Below are 26,790 nucleotides of genomic sequence, written 5' to 3'. Positions count from 1 at the left end.
GGTCATGATTTCATCCTTATCGGGCTGGCCAAAGCCGGCTTCAGGCCATGTTCCGCGCTGAAGGTCTGGGCCATCAGTGCCAAGTCAGCGGCCGGGTCGCCGCCCAGTTGCACAAACTGACGCAGGCAAATTGTTTTGCTGGCGTAGTCCAAATAGGCCAGACCGGCCGGCACCTGCGCTTGCAACGCCACCTGATAGGCGCCTGAGCGCCAAGCCGGCGCCAAGGAACGAGTGCCTTCGGGCGCCATGGCCAGCCAATACATTTCGCCACGCGCTTGCGCCGCCTGCATGTCTTGCACCGTGTCGCGCACCAAGCCCTGCGGGCTGTCGCGGCGCACCGCCACACCGCCGAGCCAGCGCACCCAGGAGCCGAACAGCGGCAGTTGGAACAAGCTGTCTTTGGCCCAAAAGCGCAGCTGCAAGCCCAGCGCCCACTTGGCCAGAATGCCGACCACAAAATCCCAGTTCGAGGTGTGCGGGTAGACCAAAATCACGCCCTGCTTGCCCGGCAGGCCATCAAACTCCAAGCGCCAACCGGCCAGACGCAGCAGACCCTGCGCCCAGACGCTGCCCTGCAAACGCAGCTGCTGAGGGCTTTCGGCCGCCGCAAATGCGCGCGGCTGGGGCAGTAGATCGCGTCCGCTCAACGTTTCACCGCGCGGTGTCCGATGTCCTGGCGGTACTGCTTGCCTTCGAACTGAATATTGACCAGCGACTCATAAGCGAGTTGCTGGGCCTTGCGCACCGACTCGCCCAAGGCCGTCACGCACAAGACACGCCCACCGGAGGTGCGCAGCTGCCCGTCCACTTCAGCGGTACCAGCATGGAAGACCATATGGTCTTCGGCATCGGCCGGCAGGCCAGTGATGGCATCACCCTTGCGCGGCGACAGCGGATAACCGCCGGCCGCCATCACCACGCCCAAGGCGACACGGCGATCCCATTGCAGCTCGACCTGATCGAGCGTGCCGTCGGTCGCGTGCAAGAGCACTTCCAACAGATCGCTCTTCAAGCGCATCATGATGGGTTGAGTCTCGGGGTCACCCATGCGGGTGTTGAATTCCACGGTGCGGGGCTGGCCCTGCGCATCGATCATCAGGCCGGCGTAGAGGAAGCCGGTGAAGGGAATGCCGTCACGCGCCATGCCCTGGATGGTGGGCATGATGATTTCGTGCATGGCCTTGGCGTGCACATTGGGCGTGACCACCGGGGCCGGCGAGTAAGCGCCCATGCCCCCAGTGTTGGGGCCTTCGTCGCCATCCAGCAGGCGTTTGTGGTCTTGACTGGTGGCCAGCGAGACCACGTTCTTGCCGTCGCACAAGACGATGAAGCTGGCTTCTTCGCCTTGCAGGAACTGCTCGATGACGACGCGCGCGCCACCTTCGTTATGCACCACGCCGAGCTTGTTGTCTTCCAGAATCCAGTCGATCGCCTCATGCGCCTCGGCCAGGGTCATGGCCACAACCACGCCCTTGCCGGCAGCCAAGCCGTCGGCCTTGATGACGATGGGCGCGCCTTGCGCGTCCACATAGGCATGGGCTGCAGCCACATCACTGAAGACCTCGTAGGCCGCAGTCGGGATGGCGTGGCGCTTCATGAAGTCCTTGGCAAAGGCCTTGGACGACTCCAGCTGCGCGGCCGCCTTGGTGGGGCCAAAAATGCGCAAGCCGCGCGCGCGGAACTCATCCACCACGCCAGCGGCCAGGTAGGCCTCGGGGCCGACCACGGTCAGCGCGATCTTTTGTTCCACCGCGAAGTCGGCCAAAGCCTTCACATCGGTGATGGGCACGTTCTTCAGCCGCGAGTCACGTGCCGTACCGCCATTGCCCGGCGCCACAAACACTTGGCTCACCCGAGCGCCCTGTGCCAACTTCCAGGCCAGCGCGTGCTCTCGCCCGCCGTTACCAAGCACCAATACCTTCATTCGAGGACCTTACTTTCTGAGGTTTTGCTGGACAGGCCGCAGCCCACCCTTATTCGCTGATGCTGGCGTTGCTGTAGACCTCTTGGACATCGTCCAAGTCTTCCAGCATATCGAGCAGCTTTTGCATGCGCACGCCTTCGTCGCCGCTGAGCTCGATGGTGTTCTCGGCCCGCATCGTGACCTCGGCCGCATCGGCCGTCAGGCCGGCTGCTTCCAGGGCATTGCGCACGGCTTCAAAGTCGGCCGGCGCGGTCAAGACCTCAATCGCGCCATCGTCATCGGTGATCACATCCTCGGCGCCGGCTTCCAGCGCCACCTCCATGATCTTGTCCTCATCACTGCCGGGCGCGAACACCAGTTGGCCGCAATGTTTGAACTGGAAGGCCACCGCGCCTTCGGTGCCCATATTGCCGCCGCACTTGCTGAAGGCATGCCGCACCTCGGCCACGGTGCGGACCTTGTTGTCGGTCATGGTGTCGATGATGACGGCGGCACCACCGATGCCGTAACCCTCATAACGGATCTCTTCATAGACCAGGCCGTCAATATTGCCCGAGGCCTTGTCGATGTTGTACTTGATGCGGTCGGCCGGCATATTGGCGCCCTTGGCCTTGTCCACCGCCAAGCGCAGGCGCGGGTTGTCCTTGATGTCGGGGCCGCCCTGGCGGGCCGCCACGGTAATTTCACGAATGATGCGCGTCCAGATCTTGCCGCGCTTTTCGTCTTGACGGCCCTTGCGATGCTGAATATTGGCCCATTTGGAATGACCCGCCATATGGCTCTTGCTCCTGCTGAACCCGCGCGTTCGCGAGCCCCATTTAGTTAGATAGACTGCGATTTTAGTTCCGACATCACATCGCTTCGCGATATGAGTCTTCTCTGAAGCGCAAACCGCTTTAATTCCGACATCACATCGCCTCCGCGATTTGAGTCTTCATTGAAGCAAAACTGCATTAACTGTGAGCCCTGGAGCCCCCATGTCCGACCCGATTCTGCTGGCCCGCCATGACACCACCGAATGCCTGTTGCTGCCCGCACTGGCCAATCGGCATGGCTTGATCACCGGCGCCACCGGCACCGGCAAGACCATCAGCCTGCAAAAACTGGCCGAAAGTTTCAGCAGCATCGGCGTGCCTGTCTTCATGGCGGATGTGAAAGGTGACCTGACCGGCATTTCGCAAGCGGGCAAGCCTTCCGAGAAGTTGCTGGCCGCCTTGAAAGAACGCGGCATCGAAGCCCCAGCGCCCCTCGCCTGCCCGACCACGCTCTGGGATGTGTTTGGCGAACAAGGCCACCCGGTGCGCGCCACCGTCTCCGATATGGGCCCGCTGCTCTTGGCCCGCATGCTGGCTTTGAACGAAACCCAGCAGGGCGTGTTGCAAATGGTCTTCAAGATTGCCGATGACGCCGGCCTCTTGTTGCTGGACTTGAAGGACCTGCGCGCCATGCTGCAGCATGTGGGTGACAACGCGGCGCAGTTCACCACCCAGTACGGCAATGTCTCGGCGGCCAGCGTCGGCGCCATTCAGCGCGGCCTGCTGCAGATCGAAGCCCAAGGCGGCGACAAATTCTTCGGCGAGCCGATGCTGAACATCGCCGACTTCATGCAAACCGAGGCCGGCCAAGGCGTCATCAATGTGCTGGCCGCCGACAAGCTGATGAACGCGCCGCGGCTCTACGCCACCTTCTTGCTGTGGATGTTGTCGGAGCTGTTCGAAACCCTGCCCGAGGTGGGCGACCTCGACAAGCCCAAGCTGGTGTTCTTCTTCGATGAGGCCCACCTGCTCTTCAAGGATGCGCCGGCGGCCCTGGTGGAGCGCATCGAACTGGTCGTGCGTCTGGTGCGCTCCAAGGGCGTGGGCGTCTATTTCGTCACTCAGAACCCGCTAGACATTCCCGACGCGGTGCTGGGTCAGCTGGGCAACCGGGTGCAACATGCGCTGCGCGCCTTCACCCCACGTGATCAGAAAGCGGTCAAAGCCGCCGCCGAGACCATGCGCGCCAAGCCGGGCTTGGACATCAGCACGGCCATCACCGAACTCGCGGTGGGCGAAGCCTTGGTCAGTCTGTTGGATGAGAAGGGCCGCCCCAGCGTGACCGAACGCGTCTTCGTGCTGCCTCCCGGCAGCCAGATTGGGCCCATCAATGCCGAACAACGTCAGGCCTTGATCAAGAACTCACTGGTGGCCGGCGTTTACGAGGCCATGTTGGATCGCGAGTCGGCCTTTGAGAAGCTCAAGGGTGGACCTGCAGCCGGCACAGGTTCAGCACCCTCCACCCTGCCCACAGGCACCGCCGGCCTGCCCGGCAACGGTGTACCGAGCAGCACGGATGACGGCGGCATGTTGGGCGGATTGAAAGAGCTCTTGTTTGGCAGCACCGGACCGCGCGGCGGCCATCACCCCGGCCTGGCAGAGACTGCCGCCAAATCAGCCATGCGCACCATGGGCAGCTCGGTGGGGCGCGAAATTGTTCGCGGCGTGTTGGGCAGCCTTTTGGGCGGGAGCAATAGCCGTCGAAGGTGAAGCCGCTGGGGGTGCCTTGCAAAGGTCGGCCAGGGCCGAGCTCGCTTCGCGCCCACAGCAAACCACTCGCGACCTTGAGCCTCCCTTCGTCGCAACAGACTTGGGGCCACGCCAGGACTCGGCCAAGATGCCAACACACCGGGCACTGAGTCGATTGATGAGCCCGGCATTGCAGCGCTTGCGAACTCTGAACAGATGACGCGAGCCAAAAGCGCCGCACTCTTCAGCCCTCCACCGACAAGCCCACACCATGTTTACAGCCCTGAACGCCATCCTGTCGCAGGTCCCGACCTATGTCTGGGCCATCCTGGCAATGCTCTTGGTGCTGGGCGTGATGCAAAGTCGCGATCGTTTCATGAATCGCCAAAGACTGATGATCTTGCCGCTGGTCTGGCTGGGCTACGGCCTGTGGGGCGTTTTCAACACCTTTGGTTTTGGTGCCAGCGTCATCCTGCCCTGGGTGCTCGCTCTGGTTCTGAGCCTGGCCACGCTGCGTCAAATCGGCTGGGCCCATGGCAGCCGATTCGATGCGAAAACGCAGCTCTACTTCGTGCCCGGCAGTTGGGCTCCTCTGGCTTTGATGCTGAGCCTTTTCGCGGCCAAGTTTGCGCTGGGCATGAGCCTGGGCATGCGCCCGGAGCTGATCAGCAATGCCAACTTCGCCGCCAGCTTTAGTGCCCTCTTCGGCTGCCTGAGTGGCGCCTTGTTGGCACGCTCGAGGCAGATTCTGCAAAGCGCAACGCCCACACAAGTCCAGCTGCAAGGCGCACAAGGCGCCCAAGGCGCATAAGGCGCATAAGGCAGCCAACTCACGCACAGCACTTTCGCTCCCGTTCTTCAAGGATTTATGAAACCATCCCCGAGCGCAGTAGCACTTGACCGATTGGCGCCTAAGGCAGCGCCCAGCTTGCGGCAACGCGCGTTTTCTCAGTTGCGCATCGTCTTGGTGATCACCGCGGTCTTCACCGCGCTAGAGACCCTGGTGTTTGGCCAACCGACCGGTCAAAGCTTGCTCTACACCTTTGTGATCAGTTGCTGCTGCTCACTGATCATTCAGGGCCTGAGTCAGCTCATGCTCTATGGGCTCAACCGATCGCTTCCAGCCCATACGGAGCCGCGGATTTGGTTGGGATGGCCTTTGCAAAGCGCTTGCCTGATCGTGGGTACGCTCTTGGGCTACAGCCTGGGCAATGCGCTGGCCAATTGGATCAGCGGGCATCAAAACGTAGGGCTGGTTGATGTGAGCCTGCGCCAAGGTCTGGTGATTTTGGTGATTTCGCTGATTCCTGGCGTTGCCGTCACCTTGTACTTTGTCGGCCGAGGCCGCGTCGAGGCAGCCCATGCGCTCGCCCTGAAGGCCCAACGCTCTGCCGCCGAGAACCAGTTGCGCCTGCTGCAATCGCAGCTCGAGCCCCATATGCTGTTCAACACCTTGGCCAATTTGCGGGTTCTGATCGGCATGGACCCGGCGCGAGCCCAGCACATGCTGGACCAGCTGATCGCCTATCTGCGCGCCACCCTCACCGCCTCGCGCGCCGAGAGCCACCCTTTGCGCGACGAGTTCGAGCGCTTGCGCGACTATTTGGCGTTGATGCAAATCCGCATGGGCCAGAGACTGCGGCCCAGCTTGGAGCTGCCGGCCGAACTGGCCGAGTTCCCCATTGCGCCGCTACTACTTCAGCCCCTGGTAGAGAACGCTATCAAGCATGGCCTGGAGCCGGCCATTGACGGCGGCGAGCTTAGTGTCCGCGCCCTGCGCATGGGCAGCCATTTGCAACTCGACGTGCTGGACACCGGTATCGGCATCGGCATCAACTCAAGTGCAAGTCCAGACACCCGCACCGCTGATGAGCTCCCCCCCGGCGCCGAATCAGGCACGCACTTTGGCCTGCACCAGGTGCGCGAGCGCCTGGCCACGCAATACGGCTCACAGGCCAGCCTGAGCATTTCACCAGCGCCACAAGGCGGCACGCTGGCGCGAATCCTCATCCCGATTCAGAACCCATGAAACATACCGCCCTGATCGCCGAAGACGAGGCCTTGTTGGCCGAGAACCTGCGCCAAGAGTTGGCGCGACTGTGGCCGGAGCTGCACATCGTGAGCATGGCTGCGCATGGCCAAGCGGCCGTCGATGCGGCCCTGCAAAAGCACCCTGATGTGTGCTTCTTGGACATTCGCATGCCAGGCATGACAGGTCTGGAGGCCGCTGCCGCCATGGCCGAAGACTGGCCCGCCGACCAGCCCTTCCCCTTGCTGGTCTTTGTGACCGCTTATGACCAGTACGCAGTACAAGCGTTTGAGCGTTCGGCCATCGACTATGTACTCAAGCCAGTGCAAAGCGAGCGTCTGGCGCAAACTTGCGAGCGCTTGAAGAAGGCCCTGGCTTTACGTCAGAGCGCCGGTCATACAAACCCGCCTGCACCGCAAGTCGCTGAGCCCGCCTCATTGGAGTTGGCCATCCAACAGCTGCGCCAATTGCTGGGCACCGCCATCGGCGAGCCCGGTAGCAACGCAGCCAATACGGCCTCCGGGGCCAACGCATTAACTGCCCGACCCGCACCACCACTGCGACTGCTGCAAGTTGGTTTGGGCAATACCATCCATATGGTGCCGGTCGATGAGGTCTTGTACTTCGAGGCCGCGGACAAATACGTGCGCGTGCTGACCGCCAGCAAAGAGCATCTGGTGCGCATCTCACTGCGTGAGTTGCTGCCGCAACTGGATACGCAACGCTTCTGGCAGGTGCATCGCAGCGTCATCGTGCGATCAGACGCCATCGACCGCGTGATCCGCGATGAAACTGGCAAAGTCACCTTGCACCTGCACGGCAGCCCCGAGCGCATCGCCGTCAGCCGCCTGTACGCGCCCTTGTTCAAGGGCCTGTAAACAATTCGACGAGCTTGGCCTGGGAAGGCTGGGCTCGCCGCGCGGATGGGCGCCACAGCTCTCGCTGTCTTTCTGCCCCCCGCATTGCCCAACTTTCGCCTCACAGCTTGCGCCCAATCAGCACCATTGGCGCCAGAGGCTAACGGCTCGTCGCATCGGAATACTGGCGGCGCCGCCTCCTGAACAGAATGGCCTCAGCAACCGATTGAACCGCAGCTTGCGGCGCCATCGGTTCCACACCAGCCCATCGATCAGGAAAGCCCATGCCAACACAACGCTCCATCACTCCCTTCACTCCTTTCATCCCCTCAATCACCAAGCGACGGCTGCTTGACCAAGCGGCACGAGCGGGACTCGGTTTGCTCCTCGTGAGCGCTTTCAGCGCCACAGCCCAGGCCCAAGGCTTTGACGCCGTGCGCCTGTATGGCGCCAAGATTGCCGAAGACGGCGCAACGATCGGTGGCGGAGCCATCTACGCGCCCAGATACATGGGGGCCAAGGACTACCACGTCCAGGGCTTTCCCTTGATCGACTATCGCTGGGCAAACGGCTTTTTCGCCGGCACCGGCAATGGCCTGGGCTACAACTTCGCAAAGTCTGGACCAGCCACCTATGGTCTGCGCTTGACCGCCGACTTCGGCCGCAAAGAGTCGCTGGATGCTCGCCTGCACGGCATGGGCGATGTGGACATCCGCCCCGAAGCCGGCGCCTTCTTCAACTATGCCTTGGCAGAGGGCCTGGAAGCGACACACTCGCTGCGCTACGGCTCGGGACAGACAAAAAAAGGCCTGGTCGCCGACTTTGGCATCAGCTACACGAGGCCGCTCGCTCCTCGCATCTTGCTGGGCGTCGGCGTCGGTGCCAGCGTGGTCAATGCTGAACATATGCAGAGTTACTTCGGCGTCAGCTCACAACAGTCGCTGAGCAGCGGCTGGGCCGTCTACAACCCCAAGGCGGGACTCCGAGATGCGCGCATCAACCTCTTGCTCAGCTACGCCCTTTCGGAACGCAGCGGCTTTTCCTTGGGCGTGAGTGCCAACCAGCTGGGCAGCGAGGCCAAGGCCAGCCCCCTGACCCAAAAGTCGCGCAGCCTCAGCGCTTTCGGCGGCTTTAGCTATTTGCTTTGAACCGCTTCAGCTCGCAACCTCAATTCATAAGGAAATCTAAATGACTACGAACCCAACACGCCGCTTGCTATGCGCCACGGTCATCGCCCTACTGCCCTTGAGCCTCTTAGGCTGCGGCGGCACCAGCGAGGACGGCAACACCATCTATGTGGACGGCCTCAATATCAAGAGCACCCTCAACAAGGCCGGGATCTACAACGTCGAGGTCACCGGCTCCAACAATGATGTGACCATCACTTCCGGCAACAAAGTCGGCAGCCTGGACATCACCGGCATCAACCACGATGTTTGGATTCAATCCGGCGTGGAAGTGGACCGGATCGACATCTCCGGCACAGGCAATACCGTGCATGTGCCGCGCGGATTCAAGTCCAAGATCAATCGCTCGGGCAGCAACAATGTGTTGAAGGAGGAAGGCTGAAGGGCAGCGAACGCCCCTCAGAGACGGCTGTCGGAGAGCGTCATTCCTGCTTGCAGGGGACGCTCGGCCGGCCCCTGACGCCGAGCCCGATAAAATCAGCGCAAACCAGCCACTCTGACGGCGCCCCTGCGCCGCCGACTTCATGCCCCAAACGACTGCCGACGCCAACAAGCCCGCCCCGAGCAATAACTTTCTGCGCACCATCATCGAGCGCGACCTGGCCCAACAAGGCCAACCCGGGCAGCCCGAGCGTCACTTTGCTGGCACGCCGGGCGACGCGGCTCACCATGCTGCCGGCCCGCTGGACGCAGCCAAGATCCGCACCCGTTTCCCGCCCGAGCCGAACGGCTATTTGCACATCGGCCACGCCAAAAGCATCTGCCTGAACTTCGGCATGGCGCGTGACTACGGCGGCATCTGCCATCTGCGCTTTGACGACACCAATCCTGAAAAAGAAGAGCAGGAATATGTGGACGCCATCCGCGAGATGGTGTCTTGGCTGGGCTGGGATTGGAACCAGAGCGGCACCTCGCACCTGTTCTACGCCAGCAACTATTTCGACTTCATGTACCGCGCCGCCGAGCACCTGATCGAAGCCGGCCTGGCCTATGTGGATGAGCAGACGCCGGACGAGATGCGCGCCAATCGCGGCGACTTCAGCCGCCCCGGCGTGAACAGCCCCTTCCGCGAGCGCACACCCGCCGAGAACTTGGCACGCTTTCGTGAAATGAAGGACGGCCAACATGCCGACGGCGCGATGATTTTGCGCGCCAAGATCGACATGGCCTCGCCCAATATCAATCTACGTGACCCGGCGCTCTACCGCATCCGCCGCGCCACTCACCACAACACCGGCGACCAATGGTGCATCTACCCGATGTACACCTTCGCCCATCCGATTGAAGACGCGCTGGAGCGCATCACCCACAGCCTGTGCACGCTGGAGTTTGAAGACCAGCGGCCTTTCTATGACTGGCTGCTGGGCCATTTGGCCAACGGAGGCTTGCTGGCGCACCCGCTGCCGCATCAGTACGAATTCGGCCGCCTGAACCTCACCTATGTGGTCACCTCCAAGCGCAAGCTGCGTCAGTTGGTGGACGAAGGCCATGTGTCCGGCTGGGATGACCCGCGCCTGCCCACTCTGGTGGGCATGCGCCGCCGTGGCTACACACCGGCCAGCATCCGCAATATGGTGGAAGCCACCGGCGTGACCAAGAGCAATGCTTGGTTGGAGTATTCGGTGCTGGACGGCTGCTTGCGCGCCGACCTAGAAGGCAAGGCCGCCCGCGCCTGTGCGGTGCTGGATCCGGTCAAACTGAAGCTCACGAACTGGGCAGAGCTGTTCGGCAGCCTCAGCCATGTGGAAACCAGCAGCGCACCGGCACACCCACAAGTGCCGGAGTTGGGTCAGCGCGAGTTCCAACTCGGCCACGAAGTCTGGATCGAACGCGAAGACTTCATGGAAGAGCCGGTCAAGGGCTACCACCGCCTCTACCCCGGCAACAAGACGCGACTGAAGTATGGCTATGTGATCGAATGCACCGGCTGCGAGAAAGATGCGGACGGCAAGATCACCGCCGTGCTGGCGACCGTGGTGCCCGACACCAAGAGCGGCACACCGGGTGCGGATGCAGTGAAGGTCAAGAGCGCCATCACCTGGGTCAGCGTGCACGAGGCCGTTGAGGCCGAGGTGCGTTTGTATGACCGCTTGTTCACCGAAGCGCAGCCGGACTCGGGCGATGCCGATTTCCTGAGCTTCATCAACCCGAACAGCCGCAAAGTGGTAACCGCCTATCTGGAGCCTTCACTGGCCGGCGTGGCCGCGGAAACTCACTTCCAGTTTGAGCGCCACGGCTACTTTGTCGCCGACCGGCATGATCACCAAGCCGAGAAGCCGGTCTTCAACAAGATCACCGGGCTGAAGGACGGCTGGACTAAGTAAAGCAAAAAACCGAGCGGGCTTGAAGAAGCCCCTGTGGCTCAGTCCTCCAAAGGCTGAACCACGGGGCTTGCGTATTCGTGGCCGACCACGGCGCGGGCGAACAGATAGTTCTCCAGCGCCTTTTTGCTGAGCATGTCCAAAAGCACATCGCCGCGCGAATCGCAGGGAAAGGACAGCGCTTTGCCGGTGTGGAACAGCGACTGAAAGCGCAGCTCAAACTGACTGCTAGGCAGGGTGGCGGCCGCGTTGGCCGCCATGTTCTGAATCGTCTTGCTTTGCATGAATTGGGTGTCCATCGTGTACTCCAGATGCGTCACCATGATCTCGACTGCCATGCTTGAAGACTAGGCCCCAGATGAGGGGGAGACCATGTGCATACGTCTCGAAATAACGTCGGATCAAAGCCTGCGGTGCACTAGGACTTTCGCTGACACCAATTTGTCACGAAACACAGAGCCACCGAAACAGCGGAGCGTCTGCCTCCTCAATCCCCAAGCTCGGCCAGATCGGCCATGCGGCGCACCTTGACCTTGCGGCCTTTGAGCTTGCCCGCCGAGAGGCGTTTGACCGCCTCGCGCGCAATGCTGCGCTCCACCGCCACATAGCTGTGGAATTCGGTGATATTGATCTTGCCGACCTGCTCGAACTTGAAGCCGGCCTCACCGGTCAGCGCGCCCAAGATGTCGCCGGGGCGAATCTTGTCCTTGCGCCCGCCCAGGATTTGCAGCGTATCCATGGGCGGCTGCATCACACCGCCAGCGCTGGGCGTTAGCGAATCAAGCCCTTGCCAGGCGAAGGGGTAGCCCTGCATCTGCTCAATGCGGCCGATGCGGCCCATTTCATCCAGGCTGGCCAGACTCAAGGCCAGGCCATCAGCGCCCGCACGACCGGTGCGGCCGATGCGGTGGGTGTGCACCTCCATATCCGGCGTCACCTCGACATTGATCACGCACTCCAGCTGTGCAATGTCCAAGCCACGCGCAGCCACATCGGTGGCCACCAAGACGGAACAGCTGCGGTTGGCAAACTGGATCAAGACTTGGTCCCGGTCGCGCTGTTCCAAGTCGCCATGCAAGGCCATGGCCACAAAGCCCTGACCCGCCAACACCTCCACCAAATCACGGCACTGCGCTTTGGTATTGCAAAACGCAATCGTGCTGGCCGGGCGGAAGTGGTTCAGCAGCAAGGACACCGCATGCAGACGCTCGCCCTCGCTCACTTCAAAAGCCAATTGGCGGATGCTGCTGGGCGCTTGCACGGCGGCGGTGTTGAGCTTGACCTCTTTGGGCTCGCGCATGAATTGCGCGCTCAGCTTGGCAATGCCTTCCGGGTAAGTGGCCGAGAACAGCAGGGTCTGGCGTTTCTTGGGCGCTTGTTTGGCGACGGTGACGATGTCGTCAAAGAAGCCCATATCGAGCATGCGATCGGCCTCGTCCAGCACCAGGGTGTTCAAAGCCGCCAGATTCAAGCTGCCGCGGTCCAGATGGTCCATCACCCGGCCGGGCGTGCCCACGGCGATATGGCAGCCAAAGCCCAGGCTCTCCATCTGCGGCTTCATCGGCGAGCCGCCGCACAGGGTCAAGACCTTGATATTGTCGGCCGCGCGGGCCAAGCGGCGAATCTCTTGCGTGACTTGGTCGGCCAACTCGCGGGTGGGGCACAGCACCAAGGCCTGCACATCAAAACGAGCGGCATCCAATTTGTGCAGCAGCGCCAGCGCGAAGGCGGCGGTCTTGCCGCTGCCGGTCTGGGCTTGCGCGATCAAATCTTGGCCGGCCAGCGCCAGCGGCAGGCTGGCAGCCTGAATTGGCGTCATTTGCGCATAGCCCAGCTGCGCCAGATTGGCTTGCATGGCGGCGCTCAGCGGCAGTTGAGCGAAGGAATTCTTGTCTTGGGCGGGTGCGTTCATCGTCCGATTATCCCTGCTCGGTAAAAACCCGAATCTCCAAGCCCGGCAGCAACCCGGTGATCACAGCTTTTCATCCAAGCCGCGTGGGGCGATGCACGGGATCTCCAGCAGGAACTTGCTGCCCAGGCCGGGCTGACTTTCCACCGAGATGCGGCCGCCCAGCGACTTGTTGACCAGACTGAAAACCGTGTGCAGCCCCAGGCCGTTGCCGCCCGAGCCCATGCGAGTGGTGAAGAAAGGGTCAAAAATGCGTGGCAAGGCTTCGGGCGAAATGCCGCAACCGTCATCGCTGACGCTCAGCTGCAGCAAACCGCTCTCCCCGTCTTTCAAATGAGCCTCGATCCTGGTGTGCCCGGCGCGACTCGCGGAGTGGGCATGCACCAAGGTGTTCATCACCAACTGCGTCAGCACCTGCTCCAAAGCGCCAGGGCGGCTGTCCATGCGGAGGCCCTCGGGCACCTGGCAGGAAAGCTGGTGCGGTGTTGCCAGAAACTGAGGCTGCAGCGCCGCGGTCAGCTGCTGCAGCAGCTCGGCCAGATCAAAGCGCTGCCGCTGCCCGCCCGACTGGTCGCCCGCCACCTGCTTGAAGCGCGAGACCAATTCGGCCGCGCGCTGCAAATTGCGCATCAACAGGCCGCTGCTTTCTTGTGCCAGGTCCAGATAGGTATTCAGGGTGGAGCGGCGCATCTGACCGCTTTCCATATCCCGCTGCAGCACCAGGCTGTGCTCTTGCAGCGTTGATGCCACCACCAGGCTGTTGCCAATTGGCGTGTTGAGCTCATGGGCCACACCGGCCACCATGGCGCCGAGGGACGCCAAGCGCTCGCTGCGCACCAACTCATCTTTGGTGTTTTGCAGAGCATCGAGGGCACTGCTGAGTTGGCTGTTGGCGGCAGACAAAGCCTCGGTGCGTCGCACCACGCGCGACTCCAATTGCTGGTTCAACTCTTCCAGCTCACGCTGAGCTTGGACACGCGCTGAGACATCGATCAGGCTGATTTGCAAAAGCGTCTTGAGCCCCGACTCAAAGCGATCCAGGTGCAGTTCGGCTTCCCAAGGCAGCGGCCCCAAGTCGGGCCGCTCGCGCAAGAGTTGCATTTCAAACACGCAGCGCTCGCCGCTCAATGCGGCGGCCAAATGTGTCGCCAGCAGTTCGCCCGAGGCACTGCCGTCGGGCTGGCGTATCGGGGCCACATCCGCCGGAGCCATACCCAGCAACTGTCTGGGCAAGCCAAAGCCAAACAGCTCGAGCGCAGCCCGATTGCAATCGACAAAGCGCAGAGTCTGCGGGTCCAAAATGCCTTGCGCCATGCAGCTCTCTCGGAACAAGAGCTTGTTGTAGGCCTCGCTGTCGCGCAATTGTTCAAAGCGGCCTTGAGCGATCACTCGCGCCGACTCCAGCTCCGCATGCTGCTGCTGGGTGGTCTGCATCAGCTGGTTGAAAGAGGCCGACAAGGCGTCCAACTCCAAGGGTCCGCCGCGCTGCGCCCGGGTGGCGTAGTCATGCGTGGAGACAATCGATTGGGCCACTTGGCTGAGTTGCTGGATTGGCTGCGAGATCAAGCGCTGCAGCCGCAATGCCGCCGCCAGCGCCAGCAGGGTCGCCACCAAGAGCACGCCGCCTTGCAGCTGCAGTTGTTGCAGCAGGCGTTCGTGAACGCCGTCCAAGGAAGAATCGATCAAAAGCCAGGCACGCTTTTGATCGTCCACATGCACCGGCTGACGCAGCTGTGCCCCATCAGCGCTGAACAGCAAGGTCTGCTCACCCGTAGGCATCTGCATCTGACAGGCGCGAGAAACAGCCTCAGGCAATGCTGCCGCTGCCCCTGGAGATCGTGGAGGCAAGGCCCGCACATAACTCGCAAACAACTCGCCTTGCTCGCCATAAAGGCAGGCACGCAAGACATGCCGAACGTCTTTCAAGGCTGACAAGTTCTCAGCGGCGGTCTTGGCGTCATCAAAGGCCAGCGCTGCCGTGCTGCGGTTGGCCAAGACCGTTGCCAAGGTGGTCAACTCATCCCCCAAAGCACTGCGCGCGCTGCGCGCCTCGGACCAAACATGAACCAGGCTGGAGAGCAGCAAACTGCCCAAACACACGGCCATGATCAAGAGCACACTGAAGTGCCGGATTGGGATTTGCGCCAGACGCTTCATGGCCGCCCCCGCCCCGAACCGACAGTTCGTACTGCCACTTCAATCAGCTTGGCACTGGGCTTCAAGTTGGCGCGCCGCAAGACGTCGAGATTGAGCTCCATACGCAGCTTGCCCGCCTCGACCACAAAGCCGATCGCGCCCCCTTGGTCGATGAACTGCGGCGAACCGCCGACGACCAGCACCGGCAGGTCGCCCAGCACCGCAGCCAAGTCGCTGAGCGCTTTCTTCTGCGCTTCATCGATATAGACGATTTGACAAGCCCGCGCCTCGCGAGGCGTAGCCGGGTACTGCAGGGCAATCGGCCGCGAGGCCACTGTGCGGGTGCTCAATTCGCGCAGGCTTTCCCCGAATGGGTCGCTGCCCAGCACACAAATATTGAAAGCCTGCTCCGGCTTACCCGCCTCCGGCCATTCAATGAACTGGCTGATACGGTAGAGGTAGGCAGCCTTGAGGCGGTACTCGCCCAAGCTCGCGTCCGAGCTCCGAGCCCAGGGGCTCAAAAACACGAGCCCACAGCACCCGAGCAGCAAAGCTCGTTTCGACCCATGCGCCAGCCAGGAAATCACGGTCATAGGCTTGGGCTGTCTCAGAAAGCCATCCGGAAATCAAGTCGCCACTCGCGCCCCGCCAGTGGGTTGTCCCCTTGCAGCGCGCTGCTGTCAGTCGGCTCGGTGGCCTTGGCGTCCAAGGCATTCCTCAGCCCCAATCGCCAAGACCAAGCGGAGGCGGCCGGCTGCCATTGCAGCCCCAGGTCCAACAAACGGTAGGCCGGCAGGCCACTGCGCATGTCTCCCGCTTCACGTGGCCGCTCACCCACCCAGCGCAGTTGACCGTTCAACTTCAAGGCTGGCGACAGCCGCTGTTCAGCGATCAGATTCAAGGTCTGGCGAGGTGCCAAGGGCGCGGGCTGACCGTGCTCATCGGCAATGCGTTGGTAGGCGTAGTTGAGAGCAAAGCGGCAGGCCTCAAAGGCGCGCCAATCAAACTCCAGCTCAAAACCAGGCCCCGACAACTCGCCAACATTGCGGTAAACCTTGGACACCAAGCGAATCAGCTCACTGAAACGGTTGTGAAAAACCGCCAAGCGTGTGCTGAAGTTGGGGCCGACGATCCAGTCGCCTTGCCATTCAAGCGTCTGCACCCGCTCCGGCTGCAGCGACTTGGAGCCCAGGTTGAGCGGATTGGAGGCCACATACTGCTCCTTCATCGAAGGCGCGCGGAAAGCTTGGCCGTACAACCATTTGCTGCTCAGGCTTGGCGTATGCCGCCAGACCAAGGATGCACGCGGATTCACGCTGCTGCCGAAGTCGTTGTAGTGATCAGCTCGAACGCCCAAGGTCACGTCGATGCCTTCGCTCACATGCCAGACATCTTGCAGCGAGAGGTAGCGGTTGCGCCGGCTCAGGTCCGGCTCGTAGACATAGGGGGTGTTCGTCACATCACGCAAGATCCCCGCAGGCCCGCCATTAGAAAAATTCTTGGACTCCCAAGCGTGGAAGTTTTGCTGACTCAAACCCAGGGCCAGGCGCAGGCGATGCCCGTCCCAGCCTGCGTAGTTACTCTCCCACTCCAGTCGATAGTCGTTCTCCACCAATCCGGGGTTGCCAATCGCGCCCTCGGTGAAGGTGAACAACCGAGACTTGCCCGGGCCGAACAACACTCCGTCTTCATCAACGGGCAAAGTCGTTCCGGGCGGAAACACTTTGTACTGGGCATCAAACCAAAAATGCATCCAAGAGGCTCGCAAGCTGGAGCTCAGCTCGGCACTGCTACCCGGCAATTGCCAACGCAATTCACCCAGACTTTGGCGCACATCGGTGCTGGCTGTGGGGTCTAAAGCACCACCCACGCCCCAGGCATTGCCGAGACGATCGGCACGGTAATGCCACAGGCGGACTTGTAGGTTGGGCCGGGACAGTTCCGCATGGAAGTTGCTCACCCGATATTGCGTGTCCAAACTGCCCGGCGCCAAGGAGGCCTTGCTGCCAAAAATGGCGTCGAACTCGGTCTGCTGATCCGCCTGAACACGGCGACCCCGGTCGCCATCACTGCGCTGCGTCTGTGCGCTCAACATCAGCCCCCAATCGGCCACTCGGGTACTGCTGCGCACCCAGGCGCCTCGAGCACCAAAAGCCCCCAGATTCATGCCCGCCACCGTCTCAGGCTCCCGCATCGGATCGCGGGTGACGATATTGATCACTCCGGTGAAGGCGTCCGCACCAAAGACGGCGGAGCCAGGCCCGCGCACCACCTCGATGCGCTCTACCGCCGCCAAAGGCAGTTGCACGCCCAGCCCAAGAGCGCCGGTCAAGACCTGGTTGATGGGCACATCGTTCAGGGTCACCAAGACTTCGGGGTTGTCAAAAGTGGCGACGCCCCGAATGACAAAATTGGGGTTGCGATTTTTGGGCGTTATGTGCAGGCCGACAATGCCTTGCAAGGCCTCCTCTAGGCTCAGTGCGCCAAGCGCTTCGATCTGAGCAGCCGTCAAGACCGTCACGACTGCGGGCGCATCGCGGGCCGGCATCTTGAAGCCGGTGGCACTGCGCACCTCGATCTGCGACAAAGCGTCGATATCCAGATCGAGCAAGGAAGCCGCTCGCGCCGCTTCGTTTGACAAGCCCAGCAGCAGTGGTGCTGCCAAAGCGACACAAGAATGCTTCCGACGCCCGCGTTTCATGGACTTCTCCCATGATGCCGACCGGTCGCTCACACGACTCAGATGTCAGCTTATCGAGTCCACTCCCCGCGCCGAAGTCTATCTCGCAGCGTGCTCCTTCGGGGGCCTCTTTGGGCTACTACGCAGAACCTCAGATTCGCCAAAGCTGGCGTCGCCAACCCTCAGCCGCCGGCCTGCTTGACCGTCCAACTGCCTTTTTTCTTCAGCAACTCGATCACGCGCTCGCGGTGGTCGCCCTGCACTTCGATGACGCCGTCCTTGACCGTGCCGCCGGAGCCGCAAGCGGCTTTCAGCTCTTTGCCCAAGGCCACCAAGCCGGCCTCATCCAGCGGTACGCCCTTGACCAGAGTGACGCCCTTGCCAGCGCGGCCCTTGGTCTCACGCGAGACGCGCACGATGCCATCGCCCTTGGGCAGCACCGGCCGGCCGCAGCGGCAGTCGGCCTTGGCCTGGCGACACTCCGGGCAGGTGCGGCCGCTGTCTGTCGAGTAGACCAAGCCAGTCAGGGCCCCGAGGCCCGCCAAGCCGGAGGCGGTTTTTTTGTTGTTCGAGCTCATCGTGGTTTCAAGCTTCCTGAAGCGTCCCGAAGTGTCTTAAGCGGCGCAGCCAAACAGCTGCTGATGCAGTTCCAGCGGGGCGTTGATGGTGCGCACCCGCATATAAGCCTCTTGCGCCTCCGGGTAGCGGCGGCGCAGATAGTTCAGCCATTGTTTCAGACGGCCGGACTGATGCTTGGTTTCGACATTCATATGCACCAAGGCCCAGAAGTCGCGCAGCAAGGGCAAGACCTGACCCCAGCTGAGGGGCTCAACACCGTCGCCACCGGCCGATCGAATCGCCAAAGCCAGGCCAGGGTCGGCCACCATGCCGCGCCCCAGCATCAAAGCGCTGCAGCCGCTTTGCGCCAGGCAGTTCTCGGCGTCTGCCGCCGTCCACACCTCGCCATTGGCCACCACGGGTACCGCCACGCTTTCGCGCACCGCCGCGATGCGGTCCCAATAGGCCGGCGGCTTGTAGCCATCGGCCTTGGTGCGGGCGTGCACCACCAGTTCTTCGGCACCCGCGTCAACCATGGCGTGCGCGCATTCCAAGGTGCGCGAATCGTCCATATAGCCCAGGCGCATCTTGGCCGAGACCGGCATGTCGCGCGGCACCGCGCGGCGCACCGCGGCGACGATTTGCGCAATCAGCTCCGGCTCGTCCAGCAGTACCGCACCACCGCGATGCTGGTTGACGCATTTAGCCGGGCAGCCAAAGTTCAGGTCGATGCCTGCCGGCCGCAAGGCCGCCAGCTTGGCCGCGTTCTCGGCCATGCAAACCGGGTCGGCGCCCAGCAATTGCGCGCGCACTGGCACGCCGGCCGGCGTCAGGCCGCCATGCAGCAACTCGGGCACGATGCGGGTGAAGACGCGGTTCGGCATCAAGCGATCGGTGACGCGGATGAACTCTGACACACAGCGATCAATGCCGCCCACACGGGTCAGCACATCGCGCAACATATGGTCCAGCAAGCCCTCCATCGGCGCCAAGAGAATCACGCTTGCACCTCGGCGAGCAAGTCCAAATGCGTCAGGTAGAGACGCAGGTCAAACTCCAGCTGCCCGTAGCTGGGCTCCATGTGTTGGCAGAGTTGATAGAAGGCCTTGTTGTGATCGAGCTCCTTCAAATGCGCCAATTCGTGCACCACGATCATCTTCAAGAATTCGGCCGGCGCCTCCTTGAACAGCGTGGCGACGCGGATCTCGCGCTTGGTCTTGAGTTTGCTGCCCTGCACCCGCGCAGCCCTTGTGTGCGTACCCAAGGCATGCTGAATGATCTTGAGCTTGGCGTCGAAGCAGACCTTGGAGAGCGGCTCGGCATTGCGCAAATAGCGCTGCTTCAAGTCCTGGGTGTAGTCGAACAAGGCCTTGTCGCTGCGCACCTCATGGCCCAGCGGATAGCGCCGCGCGAGCAATTGCCCCAAACGCTCGGGGCCTTCGGCAATCAGCTGCTGCACTTGCAGCAAGGTATCGGCCGGGTAGCCCGCCAGGTACTTCAGAGGTTTCACAAGCAAGACTTCGCGATTCAAGCCGCCACGGGCTGGGGGAAATTTGCTTTGACCCAAGCCTCGAACCGCCTGCACATCGCGGCCTCGCCCTCGCTGCTGTCGGCCAGAACCTCATCGCCATGGACGACGCGGATCTGCGCGTCCAAAGCGGCCGGCACCTCGCTCGGATAGACGCGCGTGGCCGCAGCGGCCAGCTTGCCCTGCGCCTCACGCCAGCAGTCGGCTACCGACTGATTGCAAGCTTCAGCCAAATAGCGAGCCGAGAAGCCCTCGCCGGTCAGGCTGCGCAGGGTGGCATCGTGGTCGATGCTGTTGCCAGGCACCCAGTAGTGCTGGGCCAGTTGCGGGCCGATGGCGACGTTGTCGGTCAGATAGCCATACTCACGCAAGAAATAGGCGCGGGTTTGATAAACCGCCATATGGGCCAGCAAATAGCCTTGGTACGAAGCCGCCGACTCCTGGTTCAGCAAATGAGGAATCGCCAACATCGGCCGTGGGCTGGCCATGCCAAGCACTCGCAGCTCGGTCGCGCGGGCCAGCGCCAGCACCGATTCGGCCGTCAGGGCCTCATCGCTCATCTCATACAACGCCGCCTCGAAGTAAGGCACCACGGCGATGGAGCGCTCATCAAAGGCGCGCATCGGCTGGCTGCTGGCAATGCGGTCATGGATCAGTTGATCAGGGATGGCTTCGCCGGCCGCATTCTTGGCATAACGCTTGAGCCAGTCGGCGTCGCCCAGCAGGCTGTCGCAGAACATCGACTGCGTCTCGGCATAGGCCATCGAGGTCGGCGCGAATTCCTGAGAAAAGCAGGGCGAGTTCTGCGCCACATTGGCGAAGTGGGCTGCGTGGCCGCCTTCGTGGAACAAGGTGTTGATGGCGCGCAAGCCGCTGCCCACCTGATCGGGCTTGGCCTCGGCGGTGAAATTGATCTGGCCCGGCACCCACTCGCCCTTCTCGTTCACATAGCTGGGGATAGGCCCATGGCAAAAACCGTTTTGGTACTTGCCCTTGCGCGCCAACAAGTCCAGTTGCATGGTGGCACCGCGGTACTGAATGCCCAGGCGCCGGAAGGACTCGACCCAGCGGCGCAGCGCCGGACCAAAAGGCATGTATTCGTCCATGCGGCGCACCACGTCGCCGCTAGAGAAGAAGCGCAGGTTCCAAGGCTGCAGCGCCGCCTCGCCATGTTGGGCCTTCAGGTCAGCCAGCGTGCGTGTGTGAGCCTCGTTGGTACGGGCCACAAAGTCGTCCAAGATGCCCTTCAACTGGGCCGGCGTCATGCGCTCATTCTTGCGCAGCTTCAGCTCGAAGTAGTTCTCAAAGCCCAGGGCGCGGGCAAAGCGATTGCGCAGCTTGACCAGATCCAAGAAGCCATTCGCCAAGACCCAGTGTTCGATGGATTGAAAACCCTCGAAGGAGCTGCGGCGGCGCTCTTCCCGCGGGTTGGTGGCTTGGTTGGTGGCCAACATGCTCAGCGTAGCCACCTCGGTCTCGCCTTGCTCATTGATATGGGTGGGCTGCAAGTCGCGCTTTTTGGCGAACAGCGCCGCCTCGGCTTCGATGATCTGCGCCATCAAAGCGCGGCCTTCATCGTTGTCGATGATATTGGCCTCAAACAGCGCCAGCCAGCCCGTCAAGCCATGCAACAAGGCCGCGTCGTGCTCGGCGGCGGGCAAGGCCTGCAGTTGCTGCAAATGCTGGCGCGTCTCGCTCAGCTTGAGGGGGTCGGAGATAAAGGCTTTGTACTCACCCTCGGCCGCCGCAAAGCCCGCGTGGTCATCACTGGTGGCCATATAGGTGGCCCAAAACAAATCTTCTTTGCGCTTGTGGACGGCGTTGTACGCCTCGTTCAGCTGGTCGAAAAAAGCGCGAGCTTGTTGGGTGGTGGCAGGCATGGGATCTGGGCTCTTGTGGAGTCGGCGAGGGCAGACAGCATAGCGTCTAGCGACTCTCGCCACCGCGGCAAGGTCAAGTTTGAAGGCATCATGGCGGCATGAAAGCACGCTGGCGCATTGCCATTGACGGCGAAGAAGCTCCCTTTGAGGCCTTTGCCGACCAAACCATCTTGAAAGCTGCCCTGCAAGCAGGCGCGGGGTTGCTCAGTTCCTGCCGCAACGGCACTTGCCGCGCCTGCCGCTGCCATTTGCTCGAGGGCGAGATTCGCTATGTGATCGAGTGGCCAGGCCTGAGTGCCGAAGAAAAGGCCGAGGGCTGGATCCTGCCCTGCGTGGCCCAAGCCTGCAGTGATTTGCGCTTGAAGCGGCCGGACTTTGGGGCTTGAGGCCTCATCAAGCCGGACGCTGCGCTCTATTGACGGCGAAATTCAAGTTGAAGCTCAAGGTGCAGGGCGAGTCGAGGTGTCGCTGCGCTCGACCTCTGCTTTCTCGAGCGTCTGATCTTGTTCCGGCTCCGGCCCCGGGTCTGGTTCCGGCGCTTGGGTTTGGGCCGGCTCGGCAGGCTGAATCAGCGCCGGCATGGCCAGCAAAGCTTCGGCCTCGCGCTGCTTCTGCGCCTCTTTCAAATAGTGCTCCTCGATAAAGTTCTTCTCCACCAGATTGCGGCGTAAAGAATCCTCCAGCTCTTCCACCCGACCGTTGAGCTGCTCGATCTCTTTCTCCAGCTTTTGGCGTGCCGATTCATTGTCTGCGGGACTGGGCTCATCATGCTGCGGCGGGTCGGCCGACAAAACCTCCAAATCGCGGCGCAGCTTTTCGATGGTGCGGGCCGCATCGGCCAATTGTTCGCGTTGCGCCTGGGCTTCTTTCTCCAACTTTTTCAAAGCCGCTGGATCGGCGGTGCTTGGTTTGCCGGGAGAGCCGGTCATCACTTGCGGATTGAGCGCCGCTTCCTCCAACTCACGCTGCAGCCGGGCGGCCGTGCGCTCCGCGCGTTCGGCCCGCTGCCGCGCAGCATTCAGGTCCGCTTTATCCGACAAGCTCTGAGTGGCTCGGGCCCGGAAGGAGTTCAAGAGGCGGCTGCTTTCCTCCAGGCGCTCACGCGCATGGCTCAACTCCATCTGCACACGTCGGCGCTGCGCCAGGATGCGCTCGACTTCTTTGCGATGACTCTGCTTGAGTGTCTCCAACTGCTCCTGATCCATCTCCTGGGCACGTTCGGGCCAAGGCATGCGCTCAAGCCCATCGTCGGCGCCGCCCGCCTCAGCGCCGGGCGCGGATTCATGATCCGAGCCATAAGCACCCAGCAATTGACGAACCAACTGCGGCAACTCAGCAATGGCGCGCAAATCAGTGGCGGACAGCTGATGGTCCCCGGCATGGCCCATGCCAGGCCCCATACCAGGACCTGCAATGCCGCCACGCTCGGCAGCCCGCAACAGCTCTCGGGAGGCAATCTTCATCTCGCGGCCTGCTTCACGCGCCTCTCGCAAGGCGTTGACGATGTGGATGTGGTTGCTCTCCTCGTAACGCGTCATGCGCCAATAGGTGCCGATCACCACAATCACCACGATCACATTGGCCAGAAACAGCGAAACCGCCGCCAGGCCTTCGACATTGAGTTCCATGAGCAGAGCCCTTCAGACCCGCACAAACACCAAACGGCCTTCGCCATAGCCTGGCACCGAGAGCCGGTAGTCGCTGCGCGCCAAGCCGCGTTCCATCAAGGTGCCCAACTTCTCAAAAGGCTTGGGCACCAAATTGACCACCTTCAGGCCGACTTCTGGCGTGCTGCTGTCCTTGCTCAAGAGCCCGGCCGCGCTGCGCAGGAACTGATCGGCAAACTTCATCATCTCCGCCGTGGGTGCCCCGGTTTGCATGGCGGCACGCACCGGCATGGGCTGCATTTGAGCCCCGCCGCCACCCAGAATGCAACAGCAATTGGCATCCAGCGCGGCCAAGGCGTGAGGCGTTTTTTGTCCCTCCGCCACATACATGGCCAAGTTGTGCGGCAGCTTCAAGTCAGCCAGCTTTTGATCCGGCGCGGGGATCAAGCGGAAGGGAATGTCGCGCAACAAGCTCTTGATCAATTGGCTCAAGGCATCGACCGATTCAATCGCGGGAGCCTGCCCGCCGGCCGGCTTGGCGGGCGCCGCCAGTTCCGCCACCCGCTGAGCTAGAGCAGCCTGCACCTCGCGCAACAAGTCTTCGTCCTTGAAGGGCTTGTTGATGACGAACAAGGCGCCATTGCTGCGCGCTTGATCCAGGTGACGGGGTGCGGTCTCGGTGGTGACAAAACCGACCTTGACATCGTGCATGCCGATTTGACGCAAGGTCTGCAACATTTCCAGACCGCCGACCTTGGGCATATGCCAGTCGGAGATCACCAAGTCGGGCTGGAAGGAGTTCACCAATCGCAGGGCTTGCTCGCCGTCCATGGCCAACTCAATGCTCAAAGGCCCCAAGGACGCCGATTGCAAGACCCGTTGAATGATGGCCTGGATGGCCCGACTGTCATCCACAATCAGAACACGCAAGGGGGTGGGTGTGGCTGTTTGCATCATTTCAGTGCTCGCTAGAAAAACCGCCGGGCGGCAGCAGAGGGTTCAGCCCTGCTTCGCCCGCAACGGTAGAGATTTCAATCATCATCACGGCCAAGCGCTGGGCTGGGTCGTCGGATACATACAGCGCCAAGGCTGGCGCGCTTTGGCTGAGCCGCTGCCAGGGTTCATGGGCCAGCGCCTCGGGCAAGCCCAGGTGGGACAGACTGGTGTCACCCAGACACTCCAACAAACAGGCGCTCAAGATATTGCACAGCTCCATGCCCGCATCTTGCAGATCGGCCGGCTGCAACTCAGCCGCAGGCAGGCCAAACATGGCCGCGGCCAAAGCCAAGGCCTCCGCTCGACCCATCTGCAGCAGGACCAAGGCCCGGGTGTGGTTGGTGTAACCCGTCACGCCGTCGGTGATGGGCAAAGAAAAACAGGCATCGTCCGCCTGCAGCAGGGGCAGGCTGCTCGACGAGGCAAAGGCACAAGTTTGACCTGTCAGGCTGGCCCATACCTCACTCAACTTGGACTGAACGGCCCCAGCTTGCACGCAAACCCTCCGCGACGATGGCCTGAGTTTGCATCAAAACGAGACAAAGCTATGCCTCAAGCTGCGCGGGCTATGCAGGGCTTCTCGCTCGCTTGATGAAAAAGAGCCCCTCGATGAGGGGCTCGGCTGGGTGCTACGACTGGTCGCAAACCAGGTTCAACGCCGCTTCATGGTGATGCGCGCGGGCCCTTGAAGCAAGGTAACTTCTTGTGCCGCCGCAGCTTCCGCCGAGAACTCCAGCTTGGCGTCCACGCCCTGCACCAGCAAGCTGCGCGGCCCACTGGCCTTGAGTTCCATCGCCGACTGCCCCGGCACTTGGCCCATCAATTGCGCTTGTGGACCCAAGAAGATCTTCACCTGCAACTGAGGTGAGGCGTAGTCACCCAGCAAGGCCTGCTGCTGTTCAGGCGTCAGGCTCACGCTGGCGTGGACCGCCGGCAGTTCGCCGCTGCGCGCCCAGGCTTCACCGACACCATCACCGTCGTTGAAGAAGCGCAGGCCGGTGGCTTTGCCATCGGTGCCGCGCTCGATCTTCAAACGCGCCACACTGTTTTCAAAGGCAAATTGGTCGTGCCCCAGGGGAATCAAATTCAAAGGCCGGCCACCGCTGCGGGTGCTGGTCAACACGCCACCTTGGACCCGCAAGCTCCGACTGGTCTTGGCATCCAGGCTGTACACCCCTTCGGCAGCGCTCAACTCGGCCGCACTGACTTGCACCGGCTTGAGCTCAGGGTAGGCCTCGCCAATTGCAAAGGCGCCGAGTTTGCGCACCAACAAGTCCATGGCCAGGCCCGGCCCATCGCTATTGCGCAGCGCGACCACCGTGGTCTTGCTGGACGGCAGGTAGTTCAAAGTACTGACAAAGCCGTGAATGCCGCCGCCATGTTGCAGCATGAGCTGACCGCGCAAGCTGTCCACACCCAGGCCATAGCCGTAATGCATGGGTGACTTGATGGCAGCACCTTCTGGCGTCGTCATGCGCTTGTAGGACTCGGCGGAGATCAGCTTGCCGCCATGCAAGGCCTGGTTCCAGCGCCACAGCCCTTCCACATCCGACACCAAGGCTCCGGCTGCATGCGGCTGGGTCATGCTGAGCAAGCCCGCCACGGTGTAGCCTGAAGAGGCTTCGCCGCTATAGCCCTGCACCATGCCTTTGATCAAAAGGTTCTCTCCGGGGTAGCGCACCGAGCTGATTTTTTGCGGGCGCAGCAAGGCTTCGTCGATGTATTGATGCCAAGGCTTGCCGCTGATGGCCTCGACCACCGCACCGACCAAGACATAGCCCGAGTTGTTGTAGGCCCAGCTCTGGCCGGGCGCAAAGTCGACCGATTGATCCTTGAACTCAGCCACCAATTGCTCGGTGCTCAGCTCGCGGCGGATGGGGTTGTGCATATAGCCGGGGATGCCGGTATAGCTCTTGATGCCCGAGCTGTGGTTGAGCAGCTGCGCCAGGGTGATCTTGTCGCCGCCCGGATAACTGGGCAGGTACTTGGACAGCGGATCTTCCAGCTTGGCTCGGCCCTCGTCGACCAGCTTGAGCAAGGCCGCAGCGCCGAACTGCTTGGTCACCGAACCGATGCGGAAAGACTGTTCGGCCGACAAGGGCACGCCCAGCTCGATGCTGGCCATGCCGCGCGCGCCCTTATAAAGCAACTGATCGCCACGCGCCACCAGCAAAGCCACGCCCGGGCCCTCGCGGCCCAGCTTTTGCTCATCCATCAAGCGCTCGGCATAAGCGGCCACGTCAGCGGCAGCGGGCAAGGGACCGGCAAGAGCCTGCTGAGGCGCACACAGCGCAATGCCCAGTCCAGCGATGGCAGCCAGCACGGCGGATGTTGCACCGGGGGCGGCGCGAAACTTGATCTTGGATGACGCACTCAGCATATGGGCAGCTCAGAGAAATTGCGATGGCGCGACTTTAGGGAAGCGGCCCATCTTGCTCATGCACCGCGCGATGAAATGCAATTCGGCCGGCATCAACTGCATCCACAGCGGCTGTGGACAAGTCCGTGTACAGCCTGCGCATGCAGTCGCCAAGTGCTTGAAAACACTCATTCTTTACTGATTTGCCCAAAAAACAGGCACTCAGCTGCGCGAGCGCTAGCTTGCGGCGGGATAATCCCTCCCCAATATCGGCGACTCCATGTTCGCCCCTCCTCTCCCAACGGTCCGCGCCGC

Annotated in this window: 24 protein-coding genes; 8 read left to right on the top strand and 16 right to left on the bottom strand. The window is 61.9% G+C overall.

What is annotated here, in order from left to right; genetic code table 11:
• Nucleotides 1-2: 2 nt before the first annotated feature.
• Genes LNV06_RS19350 through LNV06_RS19340 form a run of 3 tightly spaced genes read right to left on the bottom strand, consistent with a single transcriptional unit; the run spans nt 3 to nt 2,699 of the window.
• Entirely contained in the window at nt 3-647 is a 645-nt protein-coding gene (locus LNV06_RS19350; RefSeq protein ID WP_263539935.1) for a 1-acyl-sn-glycerol-3-phosphate acyltransferase, read from the bottom strand.
• Nucleotides 644-1,924, bottom strand: a complete 1,281-nt coding sequence (purD, locus tag LNV06_RS19345) for a phosphoribosylamine--glycine ligase (protein ID WP_263539934.1) — start codon at nt 1,922-1,924, stop codon at nt 644-646. The genes LNV06_RS19350 and purD overlap by 4 nt, the downstream gene beginning before the upstream one ends.
• Nucleotides 1,925-1,973: 49 nt before the next feature.
• The gene (locus LNV06_RS19340; RefSeq protein ID WP_263539933.1) at nt 1,974-2,699 is read right to left on the bottom strand and encodes a YebC/PmpR family DNA-binding transcriptional regulator; all 726 of its coding nucleotides are present in this window, start codon (nt 2,697-2,699) and stop codon (nt 1,974-1,976) included.
• A 202-nt stretch (nt 2,700-2,901) separates the two neighbouring features.
• Here LNV06_RS19340 and LNV06_RS19335 point away from each other — a divergent pair, with 202 nt between their 5' ends.
• The 7 genes from LNV06_RS19335 to LNV06_RS19305 all read left to right on the top strand — a co-directional run bounded on the left by LNV06_RS19335 (nt 2,902) and on the right by LNV06_RS19305 (nt 10,825).
• Entirely contained in the window at nt 2,902-4,449 is a 1,548-nt protein-coding gene (locus tag LNV06_RS19335; RefSeq protein WP_263539932.1) for a helicase HerA-like domain-containing protein, read from the top strand.
• Nucleotides 4,450-4,699: 250 nt separating this feature from the next.
• The gene (locus LNV06_RS19330; RefSeq protein WP_263539931.1) at nt 4,700-5,239 is read left to right on the top strand and encodes a DUF6622 family protein; all 540 of its coding nucleotides are present in this window, start codon (nt 4,700-4,702) and stop codon (nt 5,237-5,239) included.
• Between the two features lie 57 nt (nt 5,240-5,296).
• Nucleotides 5,297-6,457 carry a sensor histidine kinase gene (locus LNV06_RS19325; RefSeq protein WP_263539930.1) on the top strand — a complete coding sequence of 387 codons (1,161 nt, stop codon included), beginning with the start codon at nt 5,297-5,299 and terminating at the stop codon, nt 6,455-6,457.
• Nucleotides 6,454-7,335, top strand: coding sequence for a LytR/AlgR family response regulator transcription factor (locus LNV06_RS19320; RefSeq protein ID WP_263539929.1), 882 nt, complete (start codon nt 6,454-6,456; stop codon nt 7,333-7,335). Before LNV06_RS19325 ends, LNV06_RS19320 begins: the two co-directional genes overlap by 4 nt.
• A 368-nt stretch (nt 7,336-7,703) precedes the next feature.
• Nucleotides 7,704-8,462: a MipA/OmpV family protein gene (locus LNV06_RS19315; protein ID WP_263539928.1), complete on the top strand. Its 759-nt coding sequence runs from the start codon at nt 7,704-7,706 to the stop codon at nt 8,460-8,462.
• A gap of 40 nt (nt 8,463-8,502) precedes the next feature.
• Nucleotides 8,503-8,883, top strand: a complete 381-nt coding sequence (locus tag LNV06_RS19310) for a DUF3060 domain-containing protein (RefSeq protein WP_263539927.1) — start codon at nt 8,503-8,505, stop codon at nt 8,881-8,883.
• A gap of 142 nt (nt 8,884-9,025) precedes the next feature.
• Complete coding sequence (locus LNV06_RS19305) at nt 9,026-10,825, top strand: glutamine--tRNA ligase/YqeY domain fusion protein (protein ID WP_263539926.1); 1,800 nt, start codon at nt 9,026-9,028, stop codon at nt 10,823-10,825.
• Between the two features lie 38 nt (nt 10,826-10,863).
• On the opposite strand, the gene LNV06_RS19300 is transcribed toward LNV06_RS19305, so the two are convergent.
• The 9 genes from LNV06_RS19300 to LNV06_RS19260 form a co-directional block, all read right to left on the bottom strand.
• Complete coding sequence (locus LNV06_RS19300) at nt 10,864-11,160, bottom strand: hypothetical protein (protein ID WP_318013537.1); 297 nt, start codon at nt 11,158-11,160, stop codon at nt 10,864-10,866.
• 149 nt (nt 11,161-11,309) lie between these two features.
• Nucleotides 11,310-12,734, bottom strand: coding sequence for an ATP-dependent RNA helicase DbpA (gene dbpA, locus LNV06_RS19295; protein ID WP_263539925.1), 1,425 nt, complete (start codon nt 12,732-12,734; stop codon nt 11,310-11,312).
• Between the two features lie 60 nt (nt 12,735-12,794).
• On the bottom strand, nt 12,795-14,888 hold the full coding sequence (locus LNV06_RS19290; protein WP_263539924.1) for an ATP-binding protein: 2,094 nt from the start codon (nt 14,886-14,888) through the stop codon (nt 12,795-12,797).
• A complete protein-coding gene (locus LNV06_RS19285; RefSeq protein ID WP_263539923.1) occupies nt 14,885-15,460 on the bottom strand; it encodes a YfiR family protein in 576 nt (191 codons plus the stop codon). Before LNV06_RS19285 ends, LNV06_RS19290 begins: the two co-directional genes overlap by 4 nt.
• A gap of 14 nt (nt 15,461-15,474) precedes the next feature.
• Nucleotides 15,475-17,532, bottom strand: a complete 2,058-nt coding sequence (locus tag LNV06_RS19280; RefSeq protein ID WP_263539922.1) for a TonB-dependent receptor plug domain-containing protein — start codon at nt 17,530-17,532, stop codon at nt 15,475-15,477.
• Between the two features lie 197 nt (nt 17,533-17,729).
• The gene (locus tag LNV06_RS19275) at nt 17,730-18,125 is read right to left on the bottom strand and encodes a translation initiation factor Sui1 (protein ID WP_263539921.1); all 396 of its coding nucleotides are present in this window, start codon (nt 18,123-18,125) and stop codon (nt 17,730-17,732) included.
• Between the two features lie 36 nt (nt 18,126-18,161).
• Nucleotides 18,162-19,088, bottom strand: coding sequence for a tRNA dihydrouridine synthase (locus LNV06_RS19270; protein ID WP_263540248.1), 927 nt, complete (start codon nt 19,086-19,088; stop codon nt 18,162-18,164).
• A 14-nt stretch (nt 19,089-19,102) separates the two neighbouring features.
• A complete protein-coding gene (locus LNV06_RS19265; RefSeq protein WP_263540247.1) occupies nt 19,103-19,606 on the bottom strand; it encodes a M48 family metallopeptidase in 504 nt (167 codons plus the stop codon).
• Nucleotides 19,607-19,632: 26 nt separating this feature from the next.
• Nucleotides 19,633-21,513: a M3 family metallopeptidase gene (locus tag LNV06_RS19260; RefSeq protein WP_263539920.1), complete on the bottom strand. Its 1,881-nt coding sequence runs from the start codon at nt 21,511-21,513 to the stop codon at nt 19,633-19,635.
• A gap of 98 nt (nt 21,514-21,611) precedes the next feature.
• Between LNV06_RS19260 and LNV06_RS19255 the strand changes: the two genes are divergently transcribed.
• A complete protein-coding gene (locus LNV06_RS19255; RefSeq protein WP_263539919.1) occupies nt 21,612-21,899 on the top strand; it encodes a 2Fe-2S iron-sulfur cluster-binding protein in 288 nt (95 codons plus the stop codon).
• A gap of 54 nt (nt 21,900-21,953) precedes the next feature.
• Here the strand turns inward: LNV06_RS19255 and LNV06_RS19250 are convergent, their stop codons facing one another.
• The 4 genes from LNV06_RS19250 to LNV06_RS19235 all read right to left on the bottom strand — a co-directional run bounded on the left by LNV06_RS19250 (nt 21,954) and on the right by LNV06_RS19235 (nt 26,496).
• Entirely contained in the window at nt 21,954-23,141 is a 1,188-nt protein-coding gene (locus LNV06_RS19250) for a coiled-coil domain-containing protein (RefSeq protein WP_263539918.1), read from the bottom strand.
• Between the two features lie 12 nt (nt 23,142-23,153).
• Complete coding sequence (locus LNV06_RS19245; protein ID WP_263539917.1) at nt 23,154-24,050, bottom strand: response regulator; 897 nt, start codon at nt 24,048-24,050, stop codon at nt 23,154-23,156.
• A 28-nt stretch (nt 24,051-24,078) separates the two neighbouring features.
• Nucleotides 24,079-24,585, bottom strand: a complete 507-nt coding sequence (locus tag LNV06_RS19240; protein WP_263539916.1) for a chemotaxis protein CheX — start codon at nt 24,583-24,585, stop codon at nt 24,079-24,081.
• Nucleotides 24,586-24,768: 183 nt separating this feature from the next.
• Nucleotides 24,769-26,496 carry a serine hydrolase domain-containing protein gene (locus tag LNV06_RS19235; protein WP_263539915.1) on the bottom strand — a complete coding sequence of 576 codons (1,728 nt, stop codon included), beginning with the start codon at nt 26,494-26,496 and terminating at the stop codon, nt 24,769-24,771.
• Nucleotides 26,497-26,790 lie beyond the last annotated feature (294 nt).

Source organism: Paucibacter sp. Y2R2-4 (assembly GCF_025717535.1).
GTDB lineage: Bacteria > Pseudomonadota > Gammaproteobacteria > Burkholderiales > Burkholderiaceae_C > Paucibacter_A.
This window is presented reverse-complemented; position numbering and strand designations above follow the sequence as displayed.